The sequence below is a fragment of the Bacillus sp. FSL R5-0820 genome, assembly GCF_038593385.1.
Classification (GTDB): domain Bacteria; phylum Bacillota; class Bacilli; order Bacillales; family Bacillaceae; genus Bacillus; species Bacillus altitudinis.
The window spans coordinates 525,902-544,199 of sequence record NZ_CP151991.1 but is presented as its reverse complement, the minus strand read 5'-3'; the positions used below and the strand labels follow the sequence as shown (position 1 = coordinate 544,199).

General features: G+C 41.5%; 22 protein-coding genes and 7 tRNA genes. 2 read left to right on the top strand and 27 right to left on the bottom strand.

What is annotated here, in order from left to right; translation table 11 throughout:
* Positions 1-36: 36 nt before the first annotated feature.
* The 11 genes from NST15_RS02685 to NST15_RS02635 all read right to left on the bottom strand — a co-directional run bounded on the left by NST15_RS02685 (position 37) and on the right by NST15_RS02635 (position 4,314).
* Positions 37-1,095, bottom strand: coding sequence for an alkene reductase (locus tag NST15_RS02685; protein WP_342498827.1), 1,059 nt, complete (start codon positions 1,093-1,095; stop codon positions 37-39).
* Between the two features lie 14 nt (positions 1,096-1,109).
* On the bottom strand, positions 1,110-1,958 hold the full coding sequence (locus NST15_RS02680) for an alpha/beta hydrolase (RefSeq protein WP_342498826.1): 849 nt from the start codon (positions 1,956-1,958) through the stop codon (positions 1,110-1,112).
* An 87-nt stretch (positions 1,959-2,045) separates the two neighbouring features.
* Positions 2,046-2,621 carry a TetR/AcrR family transcriptional regulator gene (locus NST15_RS02675; RefSeq protein ID WP_342498825.1) on the bottom strand — a complete coding sequence of 192 codons (576 nt, stop codon included), beginning with the start codon at positions 2,619-2,621 and terminating at the stop codon, positions 2,046-2,048.
* Between the two features lie 428 nt (positions 2,622-3,049).
* A tRNA-Leu gene (locus tag NST15_RS02670) sits at positions 3,050-3,133 on the bottom strand.
* A 48-nt stretch (positions 3,134-3,181) separates the two neighbouring features.
* Positions 3,182-3,264 (bottom strand) — tRNA-Leu (locus NST15_RS02665).
* 7 nt (positions 3,265-3,271) lie between these two features.
* Positions 3,272-3,347: transfer RNA gene (locus NST15_RS02660), tRNA-Lys, on the bottom strand.
* A gap of 32 nt (positions 3,348-3,379) precedes the next feature.
* A tRNA-Gln gene (locus NST15_RS02655) sits at positions 3,380-3,454 on the bottom strand.
* 24 nt (positions 3,455-3,478) lie between these two features.
* Positions 3,479-3,550: transfer RNA gene (locus tag NST15_RS02650), tRNA-Glu, on the bottom strand.
* A gap of 9 nt (positions 3,551-3,559) precedes the next feature.
* Positions 3,560-3,650, bottom strand: a tRNA-Ser gene (locus NST15_RS02645).
* A gap of 4 nt (positions 3,651-3,654) precedes the next feature.
* A tRNA-Asn gene (locus NST15_RS02640) sits at positions 3,655-3,729 on the bottom strand.
* Between the two features lie 117 nt (positions 3,730-3,846).
* Positions 3,847-4,314: a SprT family protein gene (locus tag NST15_RS02635; protein WP_342498824.1), complete on the bottom strand. Its 468-nt coding sequence runs from the start codon at positions 4,312-4,314 to the stop codon at positions 3,847-3,849.
* A 99-nt stretch (positions 4,315-4,413) separates the two neighbouring features.
* Here NST15_RS02635 and cmpA point away from each other — a divergent pair, with 99 nt between their 5' ends.
* Positions 4,414-4,548, top strand: coding sequence for a cortex morphogenetic protein CmpA (gene cmpA / locus NST15_RS02630; protein WP_008346893.1), 135 nt, complete (start codon positions 4,414-4,416; stop codon positions 4,546-4,548).
* A gap of 19 nt (positions 4,549-4,567) precedes the next feature.
* Here cmpA and NST15_RS02625 read toward each other — a convergent pair whose 3' ends face one another.
* The 14 genes from NST15_RS02625 to acpS form a co-directional block, all read right to left on the bottom strand.
* On the bottom strand, positions 4,568-6,727 hold the full coding sequence (locus tag NST15_RS02625) for a Tex family protein (protein ID WP_324657753.1): 2,160 nt from the start codon (positions 6,725-6,727) through the stop codon (positions 4,568-4,570).
* A gap of 76 nt (positions 6,728-6,803) precedes the next feature.
* Entirely contained in the window at positions 6,804-7,403 is a 600-nt protein-coding gene (locus NST15_RS02620; protein WP_008346897.1) for a PP2C family serine/threonine-protein phosphatase, read from the bottom strand.
* A complete protein-coding gene (gene sigB, locus NST15_RS02615) occupies positions 7,403-8,191 on the bottom strand; it encodes an RNA polymerase sigma factor SigB (protein ID WP_342498823.1) in 789 nt (262 codons plus the stop codon). The genes NST15_RS02620 and sigB overlap by 1 nt, the downstream gene beginning before the upstream one ends.
* On the bottom strand, positions 8,157-8,645 hold the full coding sequence (rsbW, locus tag NST15_RS02610) for an anti-sigma B factor RsbW (protein WP_007496471.1): 489 nt from the start codon (positions 8,643-8,645) through the stop codon (positions 8,157-8,159). The genes sigB and rsbW overlap by 35 nt, the downstream gene beginning before the upstream one ends.
* Complete coding sequence (locus NST15_RS02605; protein ID WP_008346902.1) at positions 8,642-8,971, bottom strand: anti-sigma factor antagonist; 330 nt, start codon at positions 8,969-8,971, stop codon at positions 8,642-8,644. The genes rsbW and NST15_RS02605 overlap by 4 nt, the downstream gene beginning before the upstream one ends.
* A 59-nt stretch (positions 8,972-9,030) precedes the next feature.
* Positions 9,031-10,038 carry a PP2C family protein-serine/threonine phosphatase gene (locus NST15_RS02600; RefSeq protein ID WP_008346904.1) on the bottom strand — a complete coding sequence of 336 codons (1,008 nt, stop codon included), beginning with the start codon at positions 10,036-10,038 and terminating at the stop codon, positions 9,031-9,033.
* 10 nt (positions 10,039-10,048) lie between these two features.
* Entirely contained in the window at positions 10,049-10,450 is a 402-nt protein-coding gene (locus NST15_RS02595) for an anti-sigma regulatory factor (RefSeq protein WP_003214085.1), read from the bottom strand.
* A gap of 2 nt (positions 10,451-10,452) precedes the next feature.
* Positions 10,453-10,821: an RsbT antagonist protein RsbS gene (gene rsbS / locus NST15_RS02590; protein WP_003214235.1), complete on the bottom strand. Its 369-nt coding sequence runs from the start codon at positions 10,819-10,821 to the stop codon at positions 10,453-10,455.
* Positions 10,822-10,825: 4 nt separating this feature from the next.
* Positions 10,826-11,656: an RsbT co-antagonist protein RsbRA gene (locus NST15_RS02585; RefSeq protein ID WP_007496484.1), complete on the bottom strand. Its 831-nt coding sequence runs from the start codon at positions 11,654-11,656 to the stop codon at positions 10,826-10,828.
* Between the two features lie 114 nt (positions 11,657-11,770).
* Positions 11,771-12,121: a type II toxin-antitoxin system endoribonuclease NdoA gene (gene ndoA / locus NST15_RS02580; protein ID WP_003214169.1), complete on the bottom strand. Its 351-nt coding sequence runs from the start codon at positions 12,119-12,121 to the stop codon at positions 11,771-11,773.
* A 4-nt stretch (positions 12,122-12,125) separates the two neighbouring features.
* Positions 12,126-12,407 carry a hypothetical protein gene (locus tag NST15_RS02575; protein ID WP_003214273.1) on the bottom strand — a complete coding sequence of 94 codons (282 nt, stop codon included), beginning with the start codon at positions 12,405-12,407 and terminating at the stop codon, positions 12,126-12,128.
* Between the two features lie 293 nt (positions 12,408-12,700).
* Positions 12,701-13,882, bottom strand: a complete 1,182-nt coding sequence (gene alr / locus NST15_RS02570; protein WP_342498822.1) for an alanine racemase — start codon at positions 13,880-13,882, stop codon at positions 12,701-12,703.
* A 128-nt stretch (positions 13,883-14,010) separates the two neighbouring features.
* Positions 14,011-15,027, bottom strand: a complete 1,017-nt coding sequence (locus NST15_RS02565) for an outer membrane lipoprotein-sorting protein (protein ID WP_007496489.1) — start codon at positions 15,025-15,027, stop codon at positions 14,011-14,013.
* A gap of 160 nt (positions 15,028-15,187) precedes the next feature.
* Positions 15,188-15,553, bottom strand: a complete 366-nt coding sequence (gene acpS / locus NST15_RS02560; RefSeq protein ID WP_048001253.1) for a holo-ACP synthase — start codon at positions 15,551-15,553, stop codon at positions 15,188-15,190.
* Between the two features lie 94 nt (positions 15,554-15,647).
* On the opposite strand from acpS, the gene NST15_RS02555 reads away from it, so the two are divergent.
* The gene (locus NST15_RS02555) at positions 15,648-16,253 is read left to right on the top strand and encodes a rhomboid family intramembrane serine protease (protein ID WP_007496491.1); all 606 of its coding nucleotides are present in this window, start codon (positions 15,648-15,650) and stop codon (positions 16,251-16,253) included.
* A gap of 55 nt (positions 16,254-16,308) precedes the next feature.
* Here the strand turns inward: NST15_RS02555 and NST15_RS02550 are convergent, their stop codons facing one another.
* Both NST15_RS02550 and NST15_RS02545 read right to left on the bottom strand, forming a co-directional pair.
* Entirely contained in the window at positions 16,309-17,805 is a 1,497-nt protein-coding gene (locus tag NST15_RS02550) for a PH domain-containing protein (RefSeq protein WP_342498821.1), read from the bottom strand.
* Complete coding sequence (locus NST15_RS02545; protein WP_008346922.1) at positions 17,795-18,274, bottom strand: PH domain-containing protein; 480 nt, start codon at positions 18,272-18,274, stop codon at positions 17,795-17,797. Before NST15_RS02545 ends, NST15_RS02550 begins: the two co-directional genes overlap by 11 nt.
* Positions 18,275-18,298: the final 24 nt, after the last annotated feature.

Here is an 18,298-nt window from a genome sequence, read left to right as displayed (position 1 = left end):
ATCCCTTCCCTAGATAGGATGGTCATATTAAATCAATTATTTTAAGAAAGGATAATCTGTATAACCTTCTTTTCCTCCTGCATAGAGCGTGTTTTTATCAGGTTCGTTTAGAGGATCACCTGATTTAATCCGCTCTACAAAGTCGGGATTAGCTAGTACCCAAGTGCCTACTGTGACAACATCTGCAATACTATTATCTACATCAGACGACAGTTGATCTAGAGGACGACCTGGACGGTTAACAAGAAGTGATTGATCCCATAGTTGACGTACATCTTTGAGAAATTGCTCGTTTCCAAAGTGCATTAAATGCAGATATGCTAGGTTAAGCTTATTTAATTCACTTATTAAATAGCGATACATCTCAAGACTATTTTCCCCCTCATCAATTCCTTGCAGTGTTCCTTGAGGAGAAAAACGAATTCCTGTTCTTTCTGCTCCTATTTCATCAATAACTGCTTTAGCTACTTCAATTGCGAAACGAGAACGCCCCTCAATCGTACCACCATATGCATCTTGACGATGATTGGAGTTTTCACTAAGGAATTGTTGGATCAAATATCCATTCGCTCCGTGAATTTCAACTCCGTCTGCACCTGCTACAATTGCTGAACGTGCTGCTACACGAAACTCTTTGATAATATCTTTTATCTCAAGCTCACTTAGTTCTCTTGGTGTTGGAATTTCTTTCATTCCATCTGCCATGAAAATTTCTACACCAGGCGCAATAGCTGACGGTGCAACTGCTTGGCGGTGATGAGGTGTGTTATCTGGATGTGATACACGTCCTACATGCATAAGCTGAATAAAAATATGACCGCCTTCACTATGAACTTTAGAAATTACTTTTTTCCACCCTTTAATATGATCTTCTGTATAAATACCAGGTGTATTAGTGTACCCTTGTCCATCATCTGAAGGTTGGGTTCCTTCGCTTATAATTAAACCGACTGAAGCACGCTGACCATAGTACTCTGCTGCTAATTCGCTCGGCGTACCATCTGGTAAAGCTCTATTTCTAGTCATCGGAGCCATACCGATACGATTTTTCAAATCAATGTTTCCGATACGATTTTTTTCAAATAATCTGCTCATATGAATACCCCTTTTTAATATGAATTAGAATCAAGAAATACATTTACGTGTTTTCCAAATAGTTCTGGAAATTGAAACAGATGCCCGTGACCAGAATCAGGATATATAATCAGCTGTGCTTTGGGCAATTTCTCTGCTAAAATATAACTATTTTTAGTCGGTACCATCACATCATTAACACCATTAGTCACAAGTACAGGGTGTTTGATGTTTTGTAACCATTCATAATCATGATTAGATTTTTGTTTAGCCCATTTTGCAACGGCTTGTAATTGTGCCTCTTTTACTTGTTCTGAACTGTTTACTTTTTTCTGATTAAAAATTCTTTGTAGTGAAGCCATTCCTGCAGATTTACTTGTTTCAGTTTGTTCGTAGAAAAAGAACATAAAATCATTCATTCCATCTTCTTCCGTTCCTCCATGCCGATTCATTCTTTCAAAAATCTCTGGATTTGGATTAACACCAGATTCAGGCGAAGTACCTGCCATAATAATTTTTCTTACTAAACCTCCTTCTTGTAAAGCTAGCTCTTGTGCAACCATGCCGCCAATGGAAAAACCAAGAATATCAACTTGTTCCAATCCAAGGGTTTTTATAAATGTTGCTGTATCTTTTGCCATATCAGCAATTGTAGCAGGCGTTAGTCCACTGGTCTCACCAACTCCTTTATTGTCAAATAAGATTACGGGACGTTTATTTGCAATAGGTTCAAGCATGGCTGGATCCCAGTTTTCCATCGTTCCTCTAAAGTGAACAAGAAATACTAGTGGTATACCATCTTGTATACCAAATTTTCTAAATGCGTAACGAGTTCCATCTGCTTCAACAAATTCTGATTCTGCCGGAATTCTAAATTTTGTCATCATTATGTTCCTCCTTAGAAATTAAAGACACGGTTTGTTTCATGATAATTTTAGAACGATCATTCTAAAATGGACAAAAAAAGAAAGCTAGTCCAACACTGAAAGTGCTAGAGTAATGATGCTTTCCAATTCTTTTTTACTGTAATTAGTTTTTATAAGTACTCTTATACCTACCAAGTTGTTGTGTAGAAAACGAGATGTGTTCTGAGAATCGATTTCTTTTGATATCTCTCCACTATTTTGGCCTCGTGTTATAAGGTTATTAAACATATCTTCAGTACGGTTAAACATTTTTGTAACGATGCGCCCAATTTCATTGTCCAACAAAGATAATTCAGTGGCTGCATTTACTGATAGACAACCTTTCGGGTATTGTTCAACGGCATTCAGTACAAAAATAAAAACATCACGTATCGCCTGTTTAAAAGATGAAGTGTTGCTAATGATACCTTCCATTTCATTGACGATGAGCTCTTCATAATGATTAAGGGAAGCTAAAAACAATGAACGCTTGTCACCAAATGTGTCATATATACTCCTGCGGTGTATCCCCATATGATCCACCAAATCTTGCATGGATGTTTTTTCATAGCCCTGTTCCCAGAAAAGCTTCATGGCTTTTCTTAATACTTCTTTTTCGTCGAACTCTTTACTTCTAGCCATTTTAATTCTCCTTAAAAAAATCAATGAAACCATACTAACAAAAACAAACGTCATAATCCATTATAGAATGAACATTCTAAAATAAACACATGAATATCAAACTCTGTTTAAATCATACCCTTTTTAGAACGATAAGTAAAGAATTATTCACACCCAATAATCACTAAAATTTATGCTCCCATTTTTTCGAACGGGATCGAAATTCATCATTCAGAAATGTTATTACCCTTATTATCAAATGCAAGAGAAGATTTTGGACTGGCAACTGTATTTTTAACTGGTTGTTGTTGAAGCAAGTATTTATGACAAAAAGCAATTTGAACCAATGCTATCATAGTACCATTTGGTGAGAAAGTCTTATCTCATGACCTTATGTTCTACATAAAAAAATAATACCAAAGGTGGTTAAACCCTTGGTATTATTGGGATGCGGCCGAGAGGACTTGAACCTCCACGGGTTATTCACCCACTAGGCCCTCAACCTAGCGCGTCTGCCATTCCGCCACGACCGCGTGTATGATGTGCTCATATATTCATAAGTGCACTGTTTGAAAAAACAATGCGGGTGAAGGGACTTGAACCCCCACGTCATAAAGACACTAGATCCTAAGTCTAGCGCGTCTGCCAATTCCGCCACACCCGCGTGACAATGGTGAGCCATGAAGGACTCGAACCTTCGACCCTCTGATTAAAAGTCAGATGCTCTACCAACTGAGCTAATGGCTCATCTGCTATGCAGAAAAACATATATAAAAAAATGGCTGGGCTAGCTGGATTCGAACCAACGCATGACGGAGTCAAAGTCCGTTGCCTTACCGCTTGGCTATAGCCCAACGAATCAACATAAAAAGAAAACATGACCCGTACGGGATTCGAACCCGTGTTACCGCCGTGAAAGGGCGGTGTCTTAACCGCTTGACCAACGGGCCATATCATAATGGCGGAGAAGGAGGGATTTGAACCCTCGCGCCGCTTGCGCGACCTACACCCTTAGCAGGGGCGCCTCTTCAGCCACTTGAGTACTTCTCCATTATGGCTCCGCAGGTAGGACTCGAACCTACGACCGATCGGTTAACAGCCGATAGCTCTACCACTGAGCTACTGCGGAATAATAAGACATGTTTCATTATATCTATGCCAGAAAAATGTGTCAAGAATTTTTAAACGTTTCATTCCTGCTCCATTTGCGACGGCTTTTATAATTTAACATATACTAATATAACAGTCAAGCCTTTTCCCCTTCCTTTTTTAACTTCCCGTGACAAATCCCGCAGACATATCGCGTGGTGTCAAACCGGCGCTTCCTCGTATAATGTCTTCCGCAACCTGTGCACACATAATAATGAAGCGTCACCGCTCTTTTTTTCTTTTGAACGGTCTTCAGCGGGGTACAAAAGCGCGGGGCTCCTACTTGCTGCAAGAGTTCACGAAAATCCCTGTCCCGATGCTGATAGCCCTTTCCTTCAAGGTGCAGGTGATAATGACATAGTTCATGCTTAATGATACCGATCAATTCGTCTCTGCCATGCTCCTCAAGATATCGGCGATTTAGCTCAATATGGTGTGTTGTAAGTAAATATCTCCCGCCTGTCGTTTTTAAACGGGGATTAAAAACAGCCTGATGGCGAAACGCCTTACCAAAGAACTGCTCTGAAATGTCTTCTGTTAACTGCTGTAACTCTCTCTCGTTCAATCAAGATCGTTCCTTTCTATAAAAACCTCGAACGGGACAATTTCCCCTTTGCATACATTGAAGGTACACCCACTGTTTTGATCAAAGGAGGAATGGGCGATGCCCAACTGGCTGAAAAATCAGATGCAGAAAGCATTTTATGAGAAAAATCATTATCAAATCAAATTGCTCAATCAATGCTGGTACTTCTATAGAAAAAAACATTCAGTCACATCAAGGCACACCCCGTCCTAAGGTGCGCCTCGTTTTTTATTTAATCTGGTTTTAGCATCGAAAGAGCCACTCTGCCTTTTGCCTGGTCAACGGAGTCTACCCAAACGGTCACAATATCACCGACTGATACGACGTCAAGTGGATGCTTCACAAAGCGATTGCTTAGCTTGGAAATGTGGACAAGACCATCCTGTTTTACGCCAATATCAACGAATGCGCCGAAGTCTACGACGTTTCTCACCGTTCCTTGTAGCTCCATCCCTTGCTTCAAGTCCTCCAATTTCAACACATCCGTTTTCAAAAGAGGTTTCGGTACTTCATCGCGCGGATCACGCTCAGGTCTTGTGAGCTGATCGATGATATCCTGGAGTGTAATTGGACCAATGTCAAGCTGCTGTGCGGCTTCGTCTAACTTGACCTCTGCGATTTTCTCTTTTAACTGCTCTGTACCAAGATCGTCTGGCGTCATCTTAATCATGCGTAAGAACTGTTTTGTTTCTTTATAGCTTTCAGGGTGAATACCCGTGCGATCAAGTGGATCTTGTCCATCTGTGATGCGCAGGAAGCCGATACACTGCTCATAAGTCTTTGCACCAAGCCTTGGGATATCCTTCAGCTCTTTTCTGCTTGTGAATCTCCCAATCTCTTCGCGGCGCTTGACGATGTTCCCTGCGACGGCTTTTGAAAGACCTGACACATATTGCAGCAGTGCCTGTGAAGCGGTATTAACGTTCACACCGACTTGGTTGACGACCGTCTCCACCACGAAGGTTAACGAGCTGTTTAATTGCTTTTGGCTCACGTCATGTTGGTATTGGCCTACTCCGACAGACTTCGGATCTATTTTCACGAGCTCTGCTAATGGGTCCTGCAACCTTCTGGCGATGGAAATGGCGCTTCGTTCTTCGACTTGCAAGTCTGGAAACTCTTCTCTTGCCAGTGCAGATGCAGAGTATACACTTGCCCCTGCTTCATTCACGATCAAATATGAAACTGGCTGGTCCAGCTCTTGGATCAAGTCTGCGATGAATTGTTCGGTCTCTCTTGAGGCTGTTCCGTTTCCGATCGCAATGACTTCAATGTTGGATGATTGAATGATTTCTTTCACTTTTTGTTTGGCTTCCGCTTTTTTCTGCACAGGCGGGTGCGGATAAATGACGCCAATATGATGGACTTTTCCTGTATCATCCACGACGGCTAATTTACAGCCTGTACGAAACGCAGGGTCCACCCCAAGTACACGTTTTCCTTTCATCGGCGGTTGAAGAAGGAGCTTTCTTAAGTTTTCAGCGAAAATATGAATGGCTTGTTCCTCTGCTTTTTCTGTCAGCTCTTTTCGTATTTCCCGTTCAATTGAAGGCTGAATCAAGCGCTTGTATGCATCATCAATGGCCGCTTCAATGTAAGGCCTCGCCGTCGTTTGCTTGCCTTTTAAGACTTGTTTATCGAGGTAGAAACGAATATTTTCAGCAGGTGGTTCGATGGCTGCTTTCAAAATCCCTTCTTTCTCGCCTCGGTTGACCGCGAGTACACGATGAGGCACAATTTTTTTAATCGGCTCTTGATAGTCGTAATACATTTCATAGACGTTTTTCTCGTCGTTTTCAACGTCTTTTCCTGATGTGACAAGACTTCCCTTTTGGTACGTCTCACTGCGAATCCATTTCCGCATATCAGGATCATCCGCAAGCTGTTCAGCAATGATGTGCTGGGCGCCCTCCAGTGCTTCTTCTGCGGTTGTGACTTCTTTTTCTTCATTGATAAAAGCCGATGCTTTCTTTTCGATCTCATCGTTTGGCAGCTTCAGTAAATACTCCGCCAGCGGCTCAAGTCCTTTTGCTTTGGCTACATTTGCCTTTGTTTTTCGCTTTTGTTTAAATGGTCGATATAAATCTTCGACCTCTTGCAGCTTATGCGCCTGTTCGATCTTCTGTTTTAATTCATCTGTTAATTTGTCTTGTTCAGCGATTAAGCGAATCACTTCTTCTTTTCGATTCGTCACATTTTGGATATATGTATAGCGTTCAGAAATGGTTTGAATTTGCACCTCGTCTAGTGAGCCTGTCTGCTCTTTCCGGTAACGTGCAATAAACGGGACGGTGTTGCCATCCTCTAATAGCTGGATCACACTTCCAATTTGTTTTGTTGAAAGCTTTAATTCTGTCGCAATTTGTTTCAATAAAAAGTCAGATGTCTTCATACTTTGCATCCTCTCACTGTGTCTTCTCTTTTAGTGTATCAAAAAAACTGGCAAAACAGAAAAAAGGTCAGCTATTTCATGTAAGCTGACCAAGTACATAGGTGAGATCGTCTTTCTTGTCTTGTGTGTATGTTTCAAGTTGTTTGGCGATATCTGCAACTGAATGGCTATGCTTTAAACACATTCGCATGTTTGGCACATTCAGTCCGTCTGAATACATAATGAATGTCGATCCTTTTTCGTAGGAATAGGTGTATGTTTTGTATTTTCTAGGTTTACCTGATAGATATCCTGATGTCGGAAGTGGATAAATATAGTCGCCAGAAGGTGCATTCAAGATAAATCGGATATTGCCAACCGAACAATAGGTAAACTGCTGCTGAGAAAAATTCACCTTTAATATGGCTACAGTGGCCCCGCGTTTATTTTTCATGGCCTGATTGCATCTATCGATGAGGGTTGTTACATCCTCATGTCCATATTCTTCGACAATTTCGCTGACTAAAGAAGATGATTCATTGGCGAACTGGCCGCTGCCTAATCCGTCTGCGACAGCACAAATTAGTTCTTCATCATCTGCTTTAATAAAAAAACTGTCCCCGCAGCATGATTTTCCCTCTTTGTTCGATTGATAGATAATGGCGTTTACATGCTCATGCTGTTCGATCTGCTTCATTACCCTAGCTCCATAGACGCATCTTCTGACAATGCATCTCGTAGCTTTTTAACTGCCTTCCGCTGCAGCCTTGATACATGCATTTGAGATATGCCGAGTAAATCGCCTGTTTCTTTCTGGCTTTTATTTTGCAAATACGTGAGATTGATAATTTCTTTTTCTCTATCTGTCAGAACGTGAAGCACACTTTCAAGCATCATTTTTTGGTCTACACGTTCGTACCCTTCTTCTTGTGAGCCGACGACGTCTAAAATCGTCACAGTGCTTCCTTCAGAATCTGCCTCTACCCCTTGGTCAACAGACAGCGCTTGATAGCTTTTGCCCATCTCCATTGTTTCAAGAACTTCTTCTTCTGTTACATCTAGATATTCTGCGATTTCTTGTACTTTAGGTGACTTTTGCGTTTCCGTTGTCAGGTGATCAACTGCCATCTTGATTCTTGGTCCAAGCTCTTTAATTCGTCTTGGTACATGGACACTCCATGTTTTATCACGTAAAAAGCGTTTGATTTCCCCGATAATGGTTGGAATGGCAAATGCCTCAAATGATTTACCGACAAGTGGATCATAACGCTTAATTGCGCCGAGTAGACCAATCATTCCAACTTGTCTTAAATCCTCATGAAAGCTTTTTCCTTTGGAGTATTTCTTCGCGAGCATATCCACAAGGTTTGTATAACACTCAACTAGTGTCAGCTGCGCCTGCTCGTCTTGGTTGGATTGATAGCTTTGAATGAGGCGATCCACTTCATCTTTAGTTAGTTTCATAGTTTTGGATGGTTGTGTCATGGTCAACTCGCTCCCTGTTTAAAAACTTTGTCATTGCCACGGTAACTCCGGAGTTTGCTTGCACCTCGACTTCATCCATCAATGTTTGCATTAAGTATAAACCAAGACCTCCTTCTGCCAATTGATCCACCGTATGAGCAGATGTGTACGGCCCTAGGTCTTCCTGCTTTTGCTTAAAGTCAAAGCTACCGCCTTTATCAGCGACAATGATTTCTAGACGATCTTCATAGACAAGAAAGCGAACCGCTACCTCTCCATCTTCGCCATCTGCACCTTTATAGGCATGCTGAACTGCATTAGTACATGCCTCACTGACGGCAATTTTCAAGTCCTCAATCTCTTCGTAGGCATAGCCCATTCGGCTTGCAACGCCTGAAAGAGTCAGACGAATGATGCCTACGTATTCTGGTTTCGCCGGTATTTTCATCTCGATTAGATCTACTGATTCGTTCATTGTACCCCACCCTCTGACTTTGCAGAAATGTCAATGATGTCCTTTAGTCCAGTGATTTCAAACAATCTGACAAGCCGATCCGACAAGTTCTCAAGCTTTAATGATCCTCCTGCTTTTTGAGCCGCTTTGAACAGCCCAACAAACACACCTAAACCTGTACTATCCATGTAAGTAACATCTTTCAGACAAATGTCAAGATGCTCTCCTTTCTCTGCTTTGGGCATAAGGGTTTCTCTCAGCTCAGGAGCAGAGTACACATCGATTTCTCCGCTGACACTAATTTTCGTCTTATGATCTATTTGATGCTCTTTTACAGACATATTCATTATGCATTCACCTCGAAATTCTTGTTTCCTAAAGTTTTATATACCCGCATATTCACTTTCTAAACCTTTCTTTTAAGGACAAGTAAAGTAAAGTCATCGTGAAGCTGAAAATCTTGTAATTTGAGTAAGCTTGCATAGATAGCGTCGACCATTTCCTGTGCTGAATAGGAAAGATGCTCTGCTATGAGCGCTTTGATATCTTCGCGCTCTAAGAAGCCGTCCTCTGACTTGGATTCGGTGACCCCATCTGAAAATAAGATCACCATATCTCCTACGTCCAAATGCTGCTCATACTCCCTGTAATCAAAGTCTGGTGCGATTCCAAGGACAAGACCTTTTGCATCTAAATCGTAAAATTGATTCTCTTTTTTGCAATAGAAAAAGCCCGGCTCATGTCCAGCCGATGCGTACTTAAATTCATGTGTTTCTTTATTATAGCTGCCATAAAACATGGTGATAAACATGCTTGGGTCTACGTTTTGCTCGACCACACGATTAAGGGTTTTGAGCACTTTCGTTGGACCGCTGCCTGACTCTGGCAAGGAATCCATCGCATACTTAATCATCGACATACAGAGCGCAGCTGGAATGCCTTTCCCAATGACGTCTGCAATCGCGATATTGATTGTATCGTGATCTGTTACGAAATGGTAATAATCCCCACTCATCTGTTTTGCCGGCACACTGATGGCTCCGATATCAAATGTGTCTCCTTCTGGAATTTTCGTTTCCAGAAGGGTTTGCTGAACATTTGCAGCAATTTCAATTTCCGACTTAATTTCTTGCTGGATGCCTCTTAGTGTTAAATGCTCCTGGTAGGCAAGTCCGTATCCAATCATGACTTCAATTAAAAAGTCTAGTGAATGAAAGACATCTTCCGGCAAATCAGGGTAAAGCTCCTGAATCACTTTTCGGTGAACACTCACTATTTCTTCAGGAGGTATTTGATGCTCAATGGTTTTACGGCTAAATTTTTGAGCTTGATAAAGCGATGTTTCAGTTAAATCACTGATATAACGACTGAGCAGCTGATGATACCGCTGCTCCATTACCTCCTTAAAATCCATGGTTTCCCTCCTAGCGAAGCCACTTGACAGCTTGTATCTCAGTTCCTTGTTCTGGTGCGGAATCTAATTTAAATTCATCCATCAGTCTTCTGACGCCCGGCAAGCCTGCTCCGAGTCCGCCTGATGTAGAAAATCCGTCTTCCATTACTTTACGTATATCCATAATGCCAGGACCCTCATCGGCTGCGATGACTTTGAGTCCACGCTTTCCGCGCTCCATTACTTCTTCTATACAAATCTGACCTTTACCAGCGTATAAATAGATGTTACGAGCTAATTCTGAAATGGCCGTCGTAATTCTTGCTTGGTCAACTGTTCCAAAACCAAGTTCTTTTGCAACATTGCGCCCCAATTGTCTTGCTGCGACTATGTCCCATTCCGTCAATATTTTTACACAGGATTGGTCTTTCATATCTATTCCCCCAATTCCCGCTTCAGTGTCTCAAGCCCTTGTTCAAGATCTAGTGCTGTCTGAATTTCTTCCAGTGAAATGCCAAGTTCAATAAGCGTCACAGCGACTGCCGGTTGTATTCCTGTTAATACAACTTTTGCCCCCATGAGCTTGGACATGGTGATCACATCACCTAATACCTTGGCGATAAATGAATCAATCATATCGACGGATGTTAAGTCAATGACCACACCGTTTGCTCCTGTTTCATGAATTTTATTCAGCAAGTCTTCTTGAAAGTGAAGAGCTGTTTGATCATCAAGCTCCCACTGTATTGAAATCAGAAGACAATTATATAATTTTAAGATTGGAATCTTCGGGTGATTTCTCAATTGGTTATCCCTCCAATGAAACAATTTTTCGATTTGTCATTTCCAAAGCAGTTTGAATTCCTTTTTGAAGGGTATTCTTTGTTGTAACCTGAGATAAATCAATTCCAAGGTTAACGATCGTTTGGGCTATTTCTGGGCGAATACCGACAAGTAAACACTTCGCTCCTACTAATCTCACAGCCTCTGACGCTTGAATGATATGGTGGGCCACCATTGTGTCCACGACAGGTACACCCGTGATATCAATCAAGACGACCTGTGAGCGATGTTTGACGACACCATTAAGCAGGTTCTCCATAATTTTTTTCGCACGATCTGTATCAATTGTTCCAACAAGCGGCATGACGGTGATGTGCTCAAATACAGGGATTAGCGGGGCAGAAAGTTCCTGCAGCGCAATTTTTTGAAGGCTGACGGTTTTTTCCCATGAGATGGAATACTGGTTTAAGATCTCATTATGGATGGGTGTGATGAATCGATCGATTTGCCAGATGAGGTCATGACTTTCTTGTGTTGTATCTTTGTCATCGTTCATTTTTTCATATAAATGTGTACGGATTTCTGTTAGACCGTTTGCCAGTAACTTAAGTGATATACCCATTTGAACAATTTTTAAAGCAAAATTTTGCACTTTTTCTTCAAAATCCTCATGATCCCCCTCTGAAAGAGATGTAATGATGAGTTGAACATATTCCGAACAGATGGTTTCATACATTTTGTCGTTCAGCATCATGTCCGTTTCTTTTTCTCCGAGTCGTTTTAAAATGTCCGTCCACTCTTTTTCTAATTCCTTTTGGTGCTTTCTTGCAAAAGCTAACACGATATGATTCGACATGTTTTACCCCCTACTTACATTTAAAGCTCTTCTCTAGTCTTTCTTCATTATAACGTTAAAAAAAATTGAACACAAAAAAAGTTGCTCCCAGTAGAGCAACCAAGTATCACCATATTAAAAATCAATAAGAGCCAAACTAACTTGTAAGGCTTCATCAACCTTCTCCATCATCTCATCATCAAGATGTGTGATTTTATCTGTCAATCTTTGTTTATCGATTGTACGAATCTGTTCCAAAAGAATGACAGAATCTCGTTCAAAGCCGTAGCGCTTTGCATTAATTTCGACGTGAGTCGGTAATTTCGCTTTTTGTATTTGGGCTGTTATGGCTGCAACGATAGCAGTCGGGCTGAAGCGATTTCCAATGTCATTTTGAATCACCAATACCGGGCGAACCCCGCCCTGCTCGGAGCCAACAACAGGAGATAAATCAGCAAAGTAAACATCACCGCGTTTAACAATCAAATGTTTAACCCCCGCTGACTAATCGCTCAACTGTATTCTCAGCCTCAAATTCTGCGTATTGTGCCTCTGAAGAGATATTCAGATTAATTTTCGCCATCTCCATGTAGCCGCGTCTCATCGATTCACGATTTTGTCGAATATTACGTTCACGAATATACGTTTTTGTCGCTCGGTAGATCAATTCATTTCTTGTTACCTTATCCTGCTCTGCTACTCGTTCGATCTCAGACATTAAAGCCTCCGGCAGTCGAATCTTCATTTCATTTGTTGCGCTGGATTCAGACAAAAAACATACACCTCCACAAAACTTACGGATACCGTTTCGATCCATTCCAAGACTAATCATACCATTATTCAATGCACAAGCAAAGCTGTTTTTTCATGATTTCTTATTAGAACATGAAGCGGCTCGCCACCCGTAAATCAAGATGATAATGGAGTTCCTCTTTCCCATTATACGCTTTTTTCCGAAAATCATACGGTATTTCCAAAATCTCTAAAAAAGGGAGAATGTTTATGATGCCTTTGTAGAATAAAAGAGAACGATGTCAGTTTGAACATCGTTCCCGTGGATGCTGTTTATAAAAAGCTTGGCCCGCCTTGAAGCAGCGGATTACGTACATGAACCCTTTTGCCGTCCTCTATATAGACTCTTGGGACGCGGTAGCCAACAGAACATGTGACTTCGTAGTTAATGGTTTCAAGCCGCTTGGCTATTTCATCGACAGATATCCTGTCTTCGCCTTGTGTGCCGATGAGCACGACTGGCTCCCCTGCCGGAATGTCCTTTTTCAAATCAACCATGAATTGATCCATGCACACCCTTCCAGCAATTTTTCGGCGTTTTCCGCCAACGAGCACTTCTGTTCCGGCAAGCTTCCTGATCCAGCCGTCTGCATACCCGATTGGAATCGTACCAATCCATGTATCTTGATTCGCTGTATAAGTTGCACCATAGCTCACGCTCTCACCCTTTTGAATGGGCTTTACATGTGCAAGTTTTGTATGAAGAGATAATGCTTCTTCCAGTTCAAACGGCAATTCATCTTTGATTTCTTCCGACGGCGACAGCCCGTACATACTGATGCCAAAACGAACCATATTAAATAAAGTGTCTTTAAACCTTAGACCTGCTGCACTGTTGGCGCAATGAATGAGCAGTTTGTCCGTATGAAGCGGTTGAAGCAATGTTTTAAACGTATCAACCTGCATACCGAAGTAGTTTTCATCTTTTTCATCCGCTGTGGCAAAGTGAGTAAATACTCCTTCCAGCTGTAAAAAAGAATGAGCGTGGACAAGCTCTTTTACTTCGCTCACCTGCTCGATTGTTTTCACACCTAACCGATTCATGCCGCTGTCGATTTTCAAGTGGAAACGAATGGGTTGTCCCATCTGCCCTTTCATCACTTTGACGACTTCTCTCAGCCACTGGATAGAGTAAGCAGTCATGATAACGTTGTATCTAACGGCGACTTTGACATACTCTGACGGTACTGCGCCGAGCACAAGAATAGGTGCTTTTACACCTTTATTTCTTAAAGAAATGGCTTCATCTAAAAAAGCGACGGCTAATAGGTCTGCTCCTGCTTCGAGGGCAGCTTTTGCCACTTCTATATCTCCATGTCCATATGCATTGGCTTTCACAACAGCCATTAGTTGGACGCTTTGACCAATATGGTCTTTCATATGTGAAACATTATGCTTGATTGCTGTTAAATCAATTTCTGCCCATGTGTCTCTATAAAAGGCATTTGTGTCCATTCATCACACTTCCCTATTGAATGATTCAATACTTCATTATGATACTAAAAATCCAGAATAATGTGAAACAACTCAAAGAAAATCAGCCCCTGCACAGGGCTGATTTGTTGTTATGTTAAGAATCTCGCCTATTTCGCTGACTGTCCTTCTACACTTTTGGCGACCATTAAGAGTTCTTCTTTCGATAAATCACTTGAAGAAATTAAATAGTCAACTCCATCAGATGTCCAAGAAAGAGATTTGTCTGTCAGAACACCCACTGTCATGCCAAGATCGACTGGCTCGCCATTCATCGTCACAGGCGTAGACGCTTCTGCTACCCGCGCTTTTTCCTGAATGAGCGTGAAGGATTTCTTTCCGCCATACGTCATCACATACCGCTTTCCAGCATCTGTTGTCATTTCTTTCTCTTCCATTTTCTTCACGCCCTCTGGCATATCCACAGGCGTTTTCACAGCAAAGCTGTCAGATGGATCTGCACTTGTGGCAACATCCATTTGAGAAAGTGTCATATTTTTCTTCTCATCAAAGGCATCTTTGTCAAAGGATTTGTTGAATTCAAAGTGAGAGAATTCTACTTTCACCATTGGCTTTTTATCGCTGTCCAGTACTTTCACACTAGCAGGCGCCATTGTTTTTTTATGAAAAGTAATCTCTTGGGTCGGCAGCATTTGATTGTGCTGATAGTTGGTTTTTGTTTCAAAAACGTACTTCGACTCTTTTGCTTTGAACTGAGCTGCACTGTCATTTTTAATGTCTTTCACAAGCGATTCAAATAAATACACCTGACTGCTGTTGTTCGGCCAATCGCTATGGAAGCGGAAGCTTTTGTTTAATGAAGGTGTCAGCACAAATACACCATTGCCATTTCTTAAAATGACTTGACTCTGATCCTTCTTCGGATTTTCTAAGTAGACACGGTAAAGCTCCGGCTTCTTGTACCAAATTTCCACATGGTATTCCTGCGGATCATTTCCTGTCTCAATGGTCATTTTTGCTTTGGCTTTGTATGATGTCATTTCCTCTGCCTTTTTGTTTAAATCTCCAACGATATCCTGTTGAGATTTTTGACCGCATGCGGAGAGAATCAGTACAAAAAGGATCCCCGTTACAAGCAAAACAAAGCTTTTTCTCACCCTTTTCAACCCCTTCGTTAATTGTGTTAAAAGGAAGAAACCGCTTGTTTGACTTTAACAGTACGCCTCAAGAGTGAACTGCGTACCGCGAACCATCAAAGCCTGTTAGCAACTCGCCCTTCCTTATCGCACTACCCAATATATGAAGGGGGGACAAACAATATGCAGACTAGCTTGACAACCTTTCAATTAAAACTTGTGCTGCAGCATATTCTTTTGTGTGTGTAATGGATACATGAACGTAGTCTTCTTTTGTTTTCTCACTTTTGATGAGAGGTTTTCCGTTCGCATCTTTTTGTATCTCGATGTCGTGAAAGCTTACATATTGACCAATTCCCGTACCGTATGCTTTTGCGAATGCTTCCTTCGCCGCAAAACGTCCTGCCAGAAACTCCAGCTGTCTCTTTTTACTTAGTGTACGAAAGTCTTCTTGTTCACGTAAAGTCAAAATTCTTTCTGGTAAACGGGGCTGCCTGCTAAGCACTCGTGACAGCCGGCCGATCTCTACAATATCCATACCGATTCCTTTAATCATGAGGTACCTCCTATGATACTCGTACTAATTTGGTTGCTCTCTTCATAAACGTGTTACTATAAACTTACCATTATCTAGTCAAAAGGGGTTTGTTATGTTTATTCGAACGGAGAGCTTTCAACAATTTATTAGATCGTATCCAATCGTAACAGCGATCCTTGCTTTGCAAATCGGCCTATGGCTTTTATTTGCAATCCCTATTCCAATGATCCAGCTTGGGCAGGACCATCTCGTTGGTTTTAATTATGGTGTTGCAGCAGGAGAATGGTGGCGGCTTTTAACGCCTATTTTTCTTCATGGAAGTCTGACACATATTCTGTTCAATTCCATGTCGCTCTTCCTATTCGCTCCAGCACTTGAGTATTTGCTTGGAAAGGTTCGATTTCTTGTGATTTATCTGGGTGCTGGATTCATTGGCAATCTCGGAACCTATTGGGTGGAGCCTTTAGAGTACGTACATGTCGGGGCTTCTGGTGCGATATTTGGTTTATTTGGCGTCTATCTTTATCTTGTCCTATTTAAACCGCATATGATGGACCGTGGTAATTCTCAGGTCATCTTAACGATTCTCGGCGTTTCTGTCATTATGACGTTCGTCAACTCGAACATCAACATCATGGCCCACTTATTTGGATTGATAGGCGGCATGATCCTAGCACCGATCACCCTATTCTTCCATTCAAAAAAACGACGCTATTAAGCTCATAAAAAATGTCGATCACTCTGTTTAACGGGAGCTGATCGACATTTTTTGTTTAAGTTGATTGATTCGTTTCATAGGAATACCAATCGCATACACGTTCAGCATCTTCCTCTTCAAGGTGATGCACACCAAAGGAATCAAGCAAGGCAGAGGACTTCACAAAGGTGTGAATACTTGCCACCCGCCCTTTCTTTTGAAAATAGGATTGGGTCATCGTATAGTTTTGCATTCGTTTTCTTAAAACAATTCCGGTGGTCTTGCCGATACCTCTTGTCGTTAACTGAATCAGCTGATCTTTGATCACATATCCTGATTGTTTATAGGCTAAATACCCAAAGAACAAGGCAAATGGTAATGGAATCAGCGCCAAATATCCCCATGGTGGAAAACGTACAGAAAGGATTATACCTACAAGTAATGGAACAAATCCGTAAGATATCAGATAACGTTTTAGTGAACGCTTCGGCACTTTTTTCAATTCACTTTCTGGTGCCAGCTGATATTGATCTGTAAATTGCGTTAACAATTCATTGATTTTTTTCTTCCGTATGAGTGGAAATAAGACAGAAGAGGTCTCTTTTTCTGTAATGGAACCTCCTGCGCTGACAAGCATGACCGTCGCAAAACCAAATGGTTCACGCAAAATATTTTCTTTGATTTTCACTGCTTGAATTCTCGCAAGCGGAATGGTCATTTGATGCCTTTCGATGAGTCCTCTTGTGATGATGATGTCTTTCCCTTTTCGTTTTGCGTTAAAATTCGCATATTGAAGGGCTGTTACCCCAACACTAAGAATCCACGCAATCAATACGGCAATAAATATGAGAATCGCATAAATCTCAACACTCGCATGACTTAAAAAAGAAAACCGTTTGAGGAATCCGTCCAAAGGCAGAATTTCATCTATTTGTGTGTAAATGGCGAGACACCCAGAAATAATGACGCCGATTCCGCTTGAAGTGGTCGCAGCCAAAAGCAGCTCTGGTATACCCATTCGGTAGGAAACACTGATTTCTTTTTCTACAGGCTGTTGCGCTGTCAGAGGATCAGTTAGATCTAAATTTTCATCATTCATTTCTTCTTGTTGCAAGCTTTTCTTCCGGTTGAAAATCGATTGCTTTAGTTGCTCAGCTTCTGCTTTTGTAATGGCCGTCAGGCTCACTTCAGGTCCATCCGTCCCGCCTGCCGTTTCGATTTGCACCCGAACCAAACCAAAAATCCGCTGGAAGATGCCTTCACTTGTATTCACCGTTTGAATTCGTTCTAATGAGATATACTTTTTCTTTTTGGTGATGACACCTGATTCCACTCGAAATTCATCGTCTTCCATTCGGTAGGTGAATCGTCTCCATGCTAAAACGGTTGAAACAGCTTTCCATAAAAGAAGCACACCAAGAATGATGAACGCATAAAAACGAATACTTGAATTCGAGTTCACAAAAATAAGCACGAAAAAAGGGATAATAAAGTTTTTGATCATGGATACGGCATCTGATATAAAATCAATGAACATCGAAATTGGATGTACACGTTTTGGTTCAGACATCATCTTCCGTCACCCTTGCTAATCGAGATATGTAATCGCGAAGCTCATCTGCCTCTTCTAATTCCAGTGCCGGAATATCATGCACTGTCGCAGCAGTAGAAATTTGAACAGATGCCAACCGGTAGCGCCTTAAAAGCGGCCCTTGAGATGTATCCACATGCTGAACACGTACCATTGGCACAATGACACGTGTGACACGAATCAATCCGTGCTGTATTTCAATTTCGTTCTCAAATACTTCGTAGCGCCAGATGTGATGGCGGATTTTCGGGATGAGCCAGATTCCGAAGATGACCTGTAAAATCCACAATCCGATGAGGATGGCTCCAATCCAATATGGCCATTGAAAATAATAACTAGCTACAAATACCCCAATGATGATGAATAAGAAAATCAATGAGATAATTCCATTTTGAAGACGCCATACTTTTAATCCATTTAAGCTGATTTGACGTTGCGGCTGTTTTCTCACATTCTTCCCCCATTCTCTTACTTT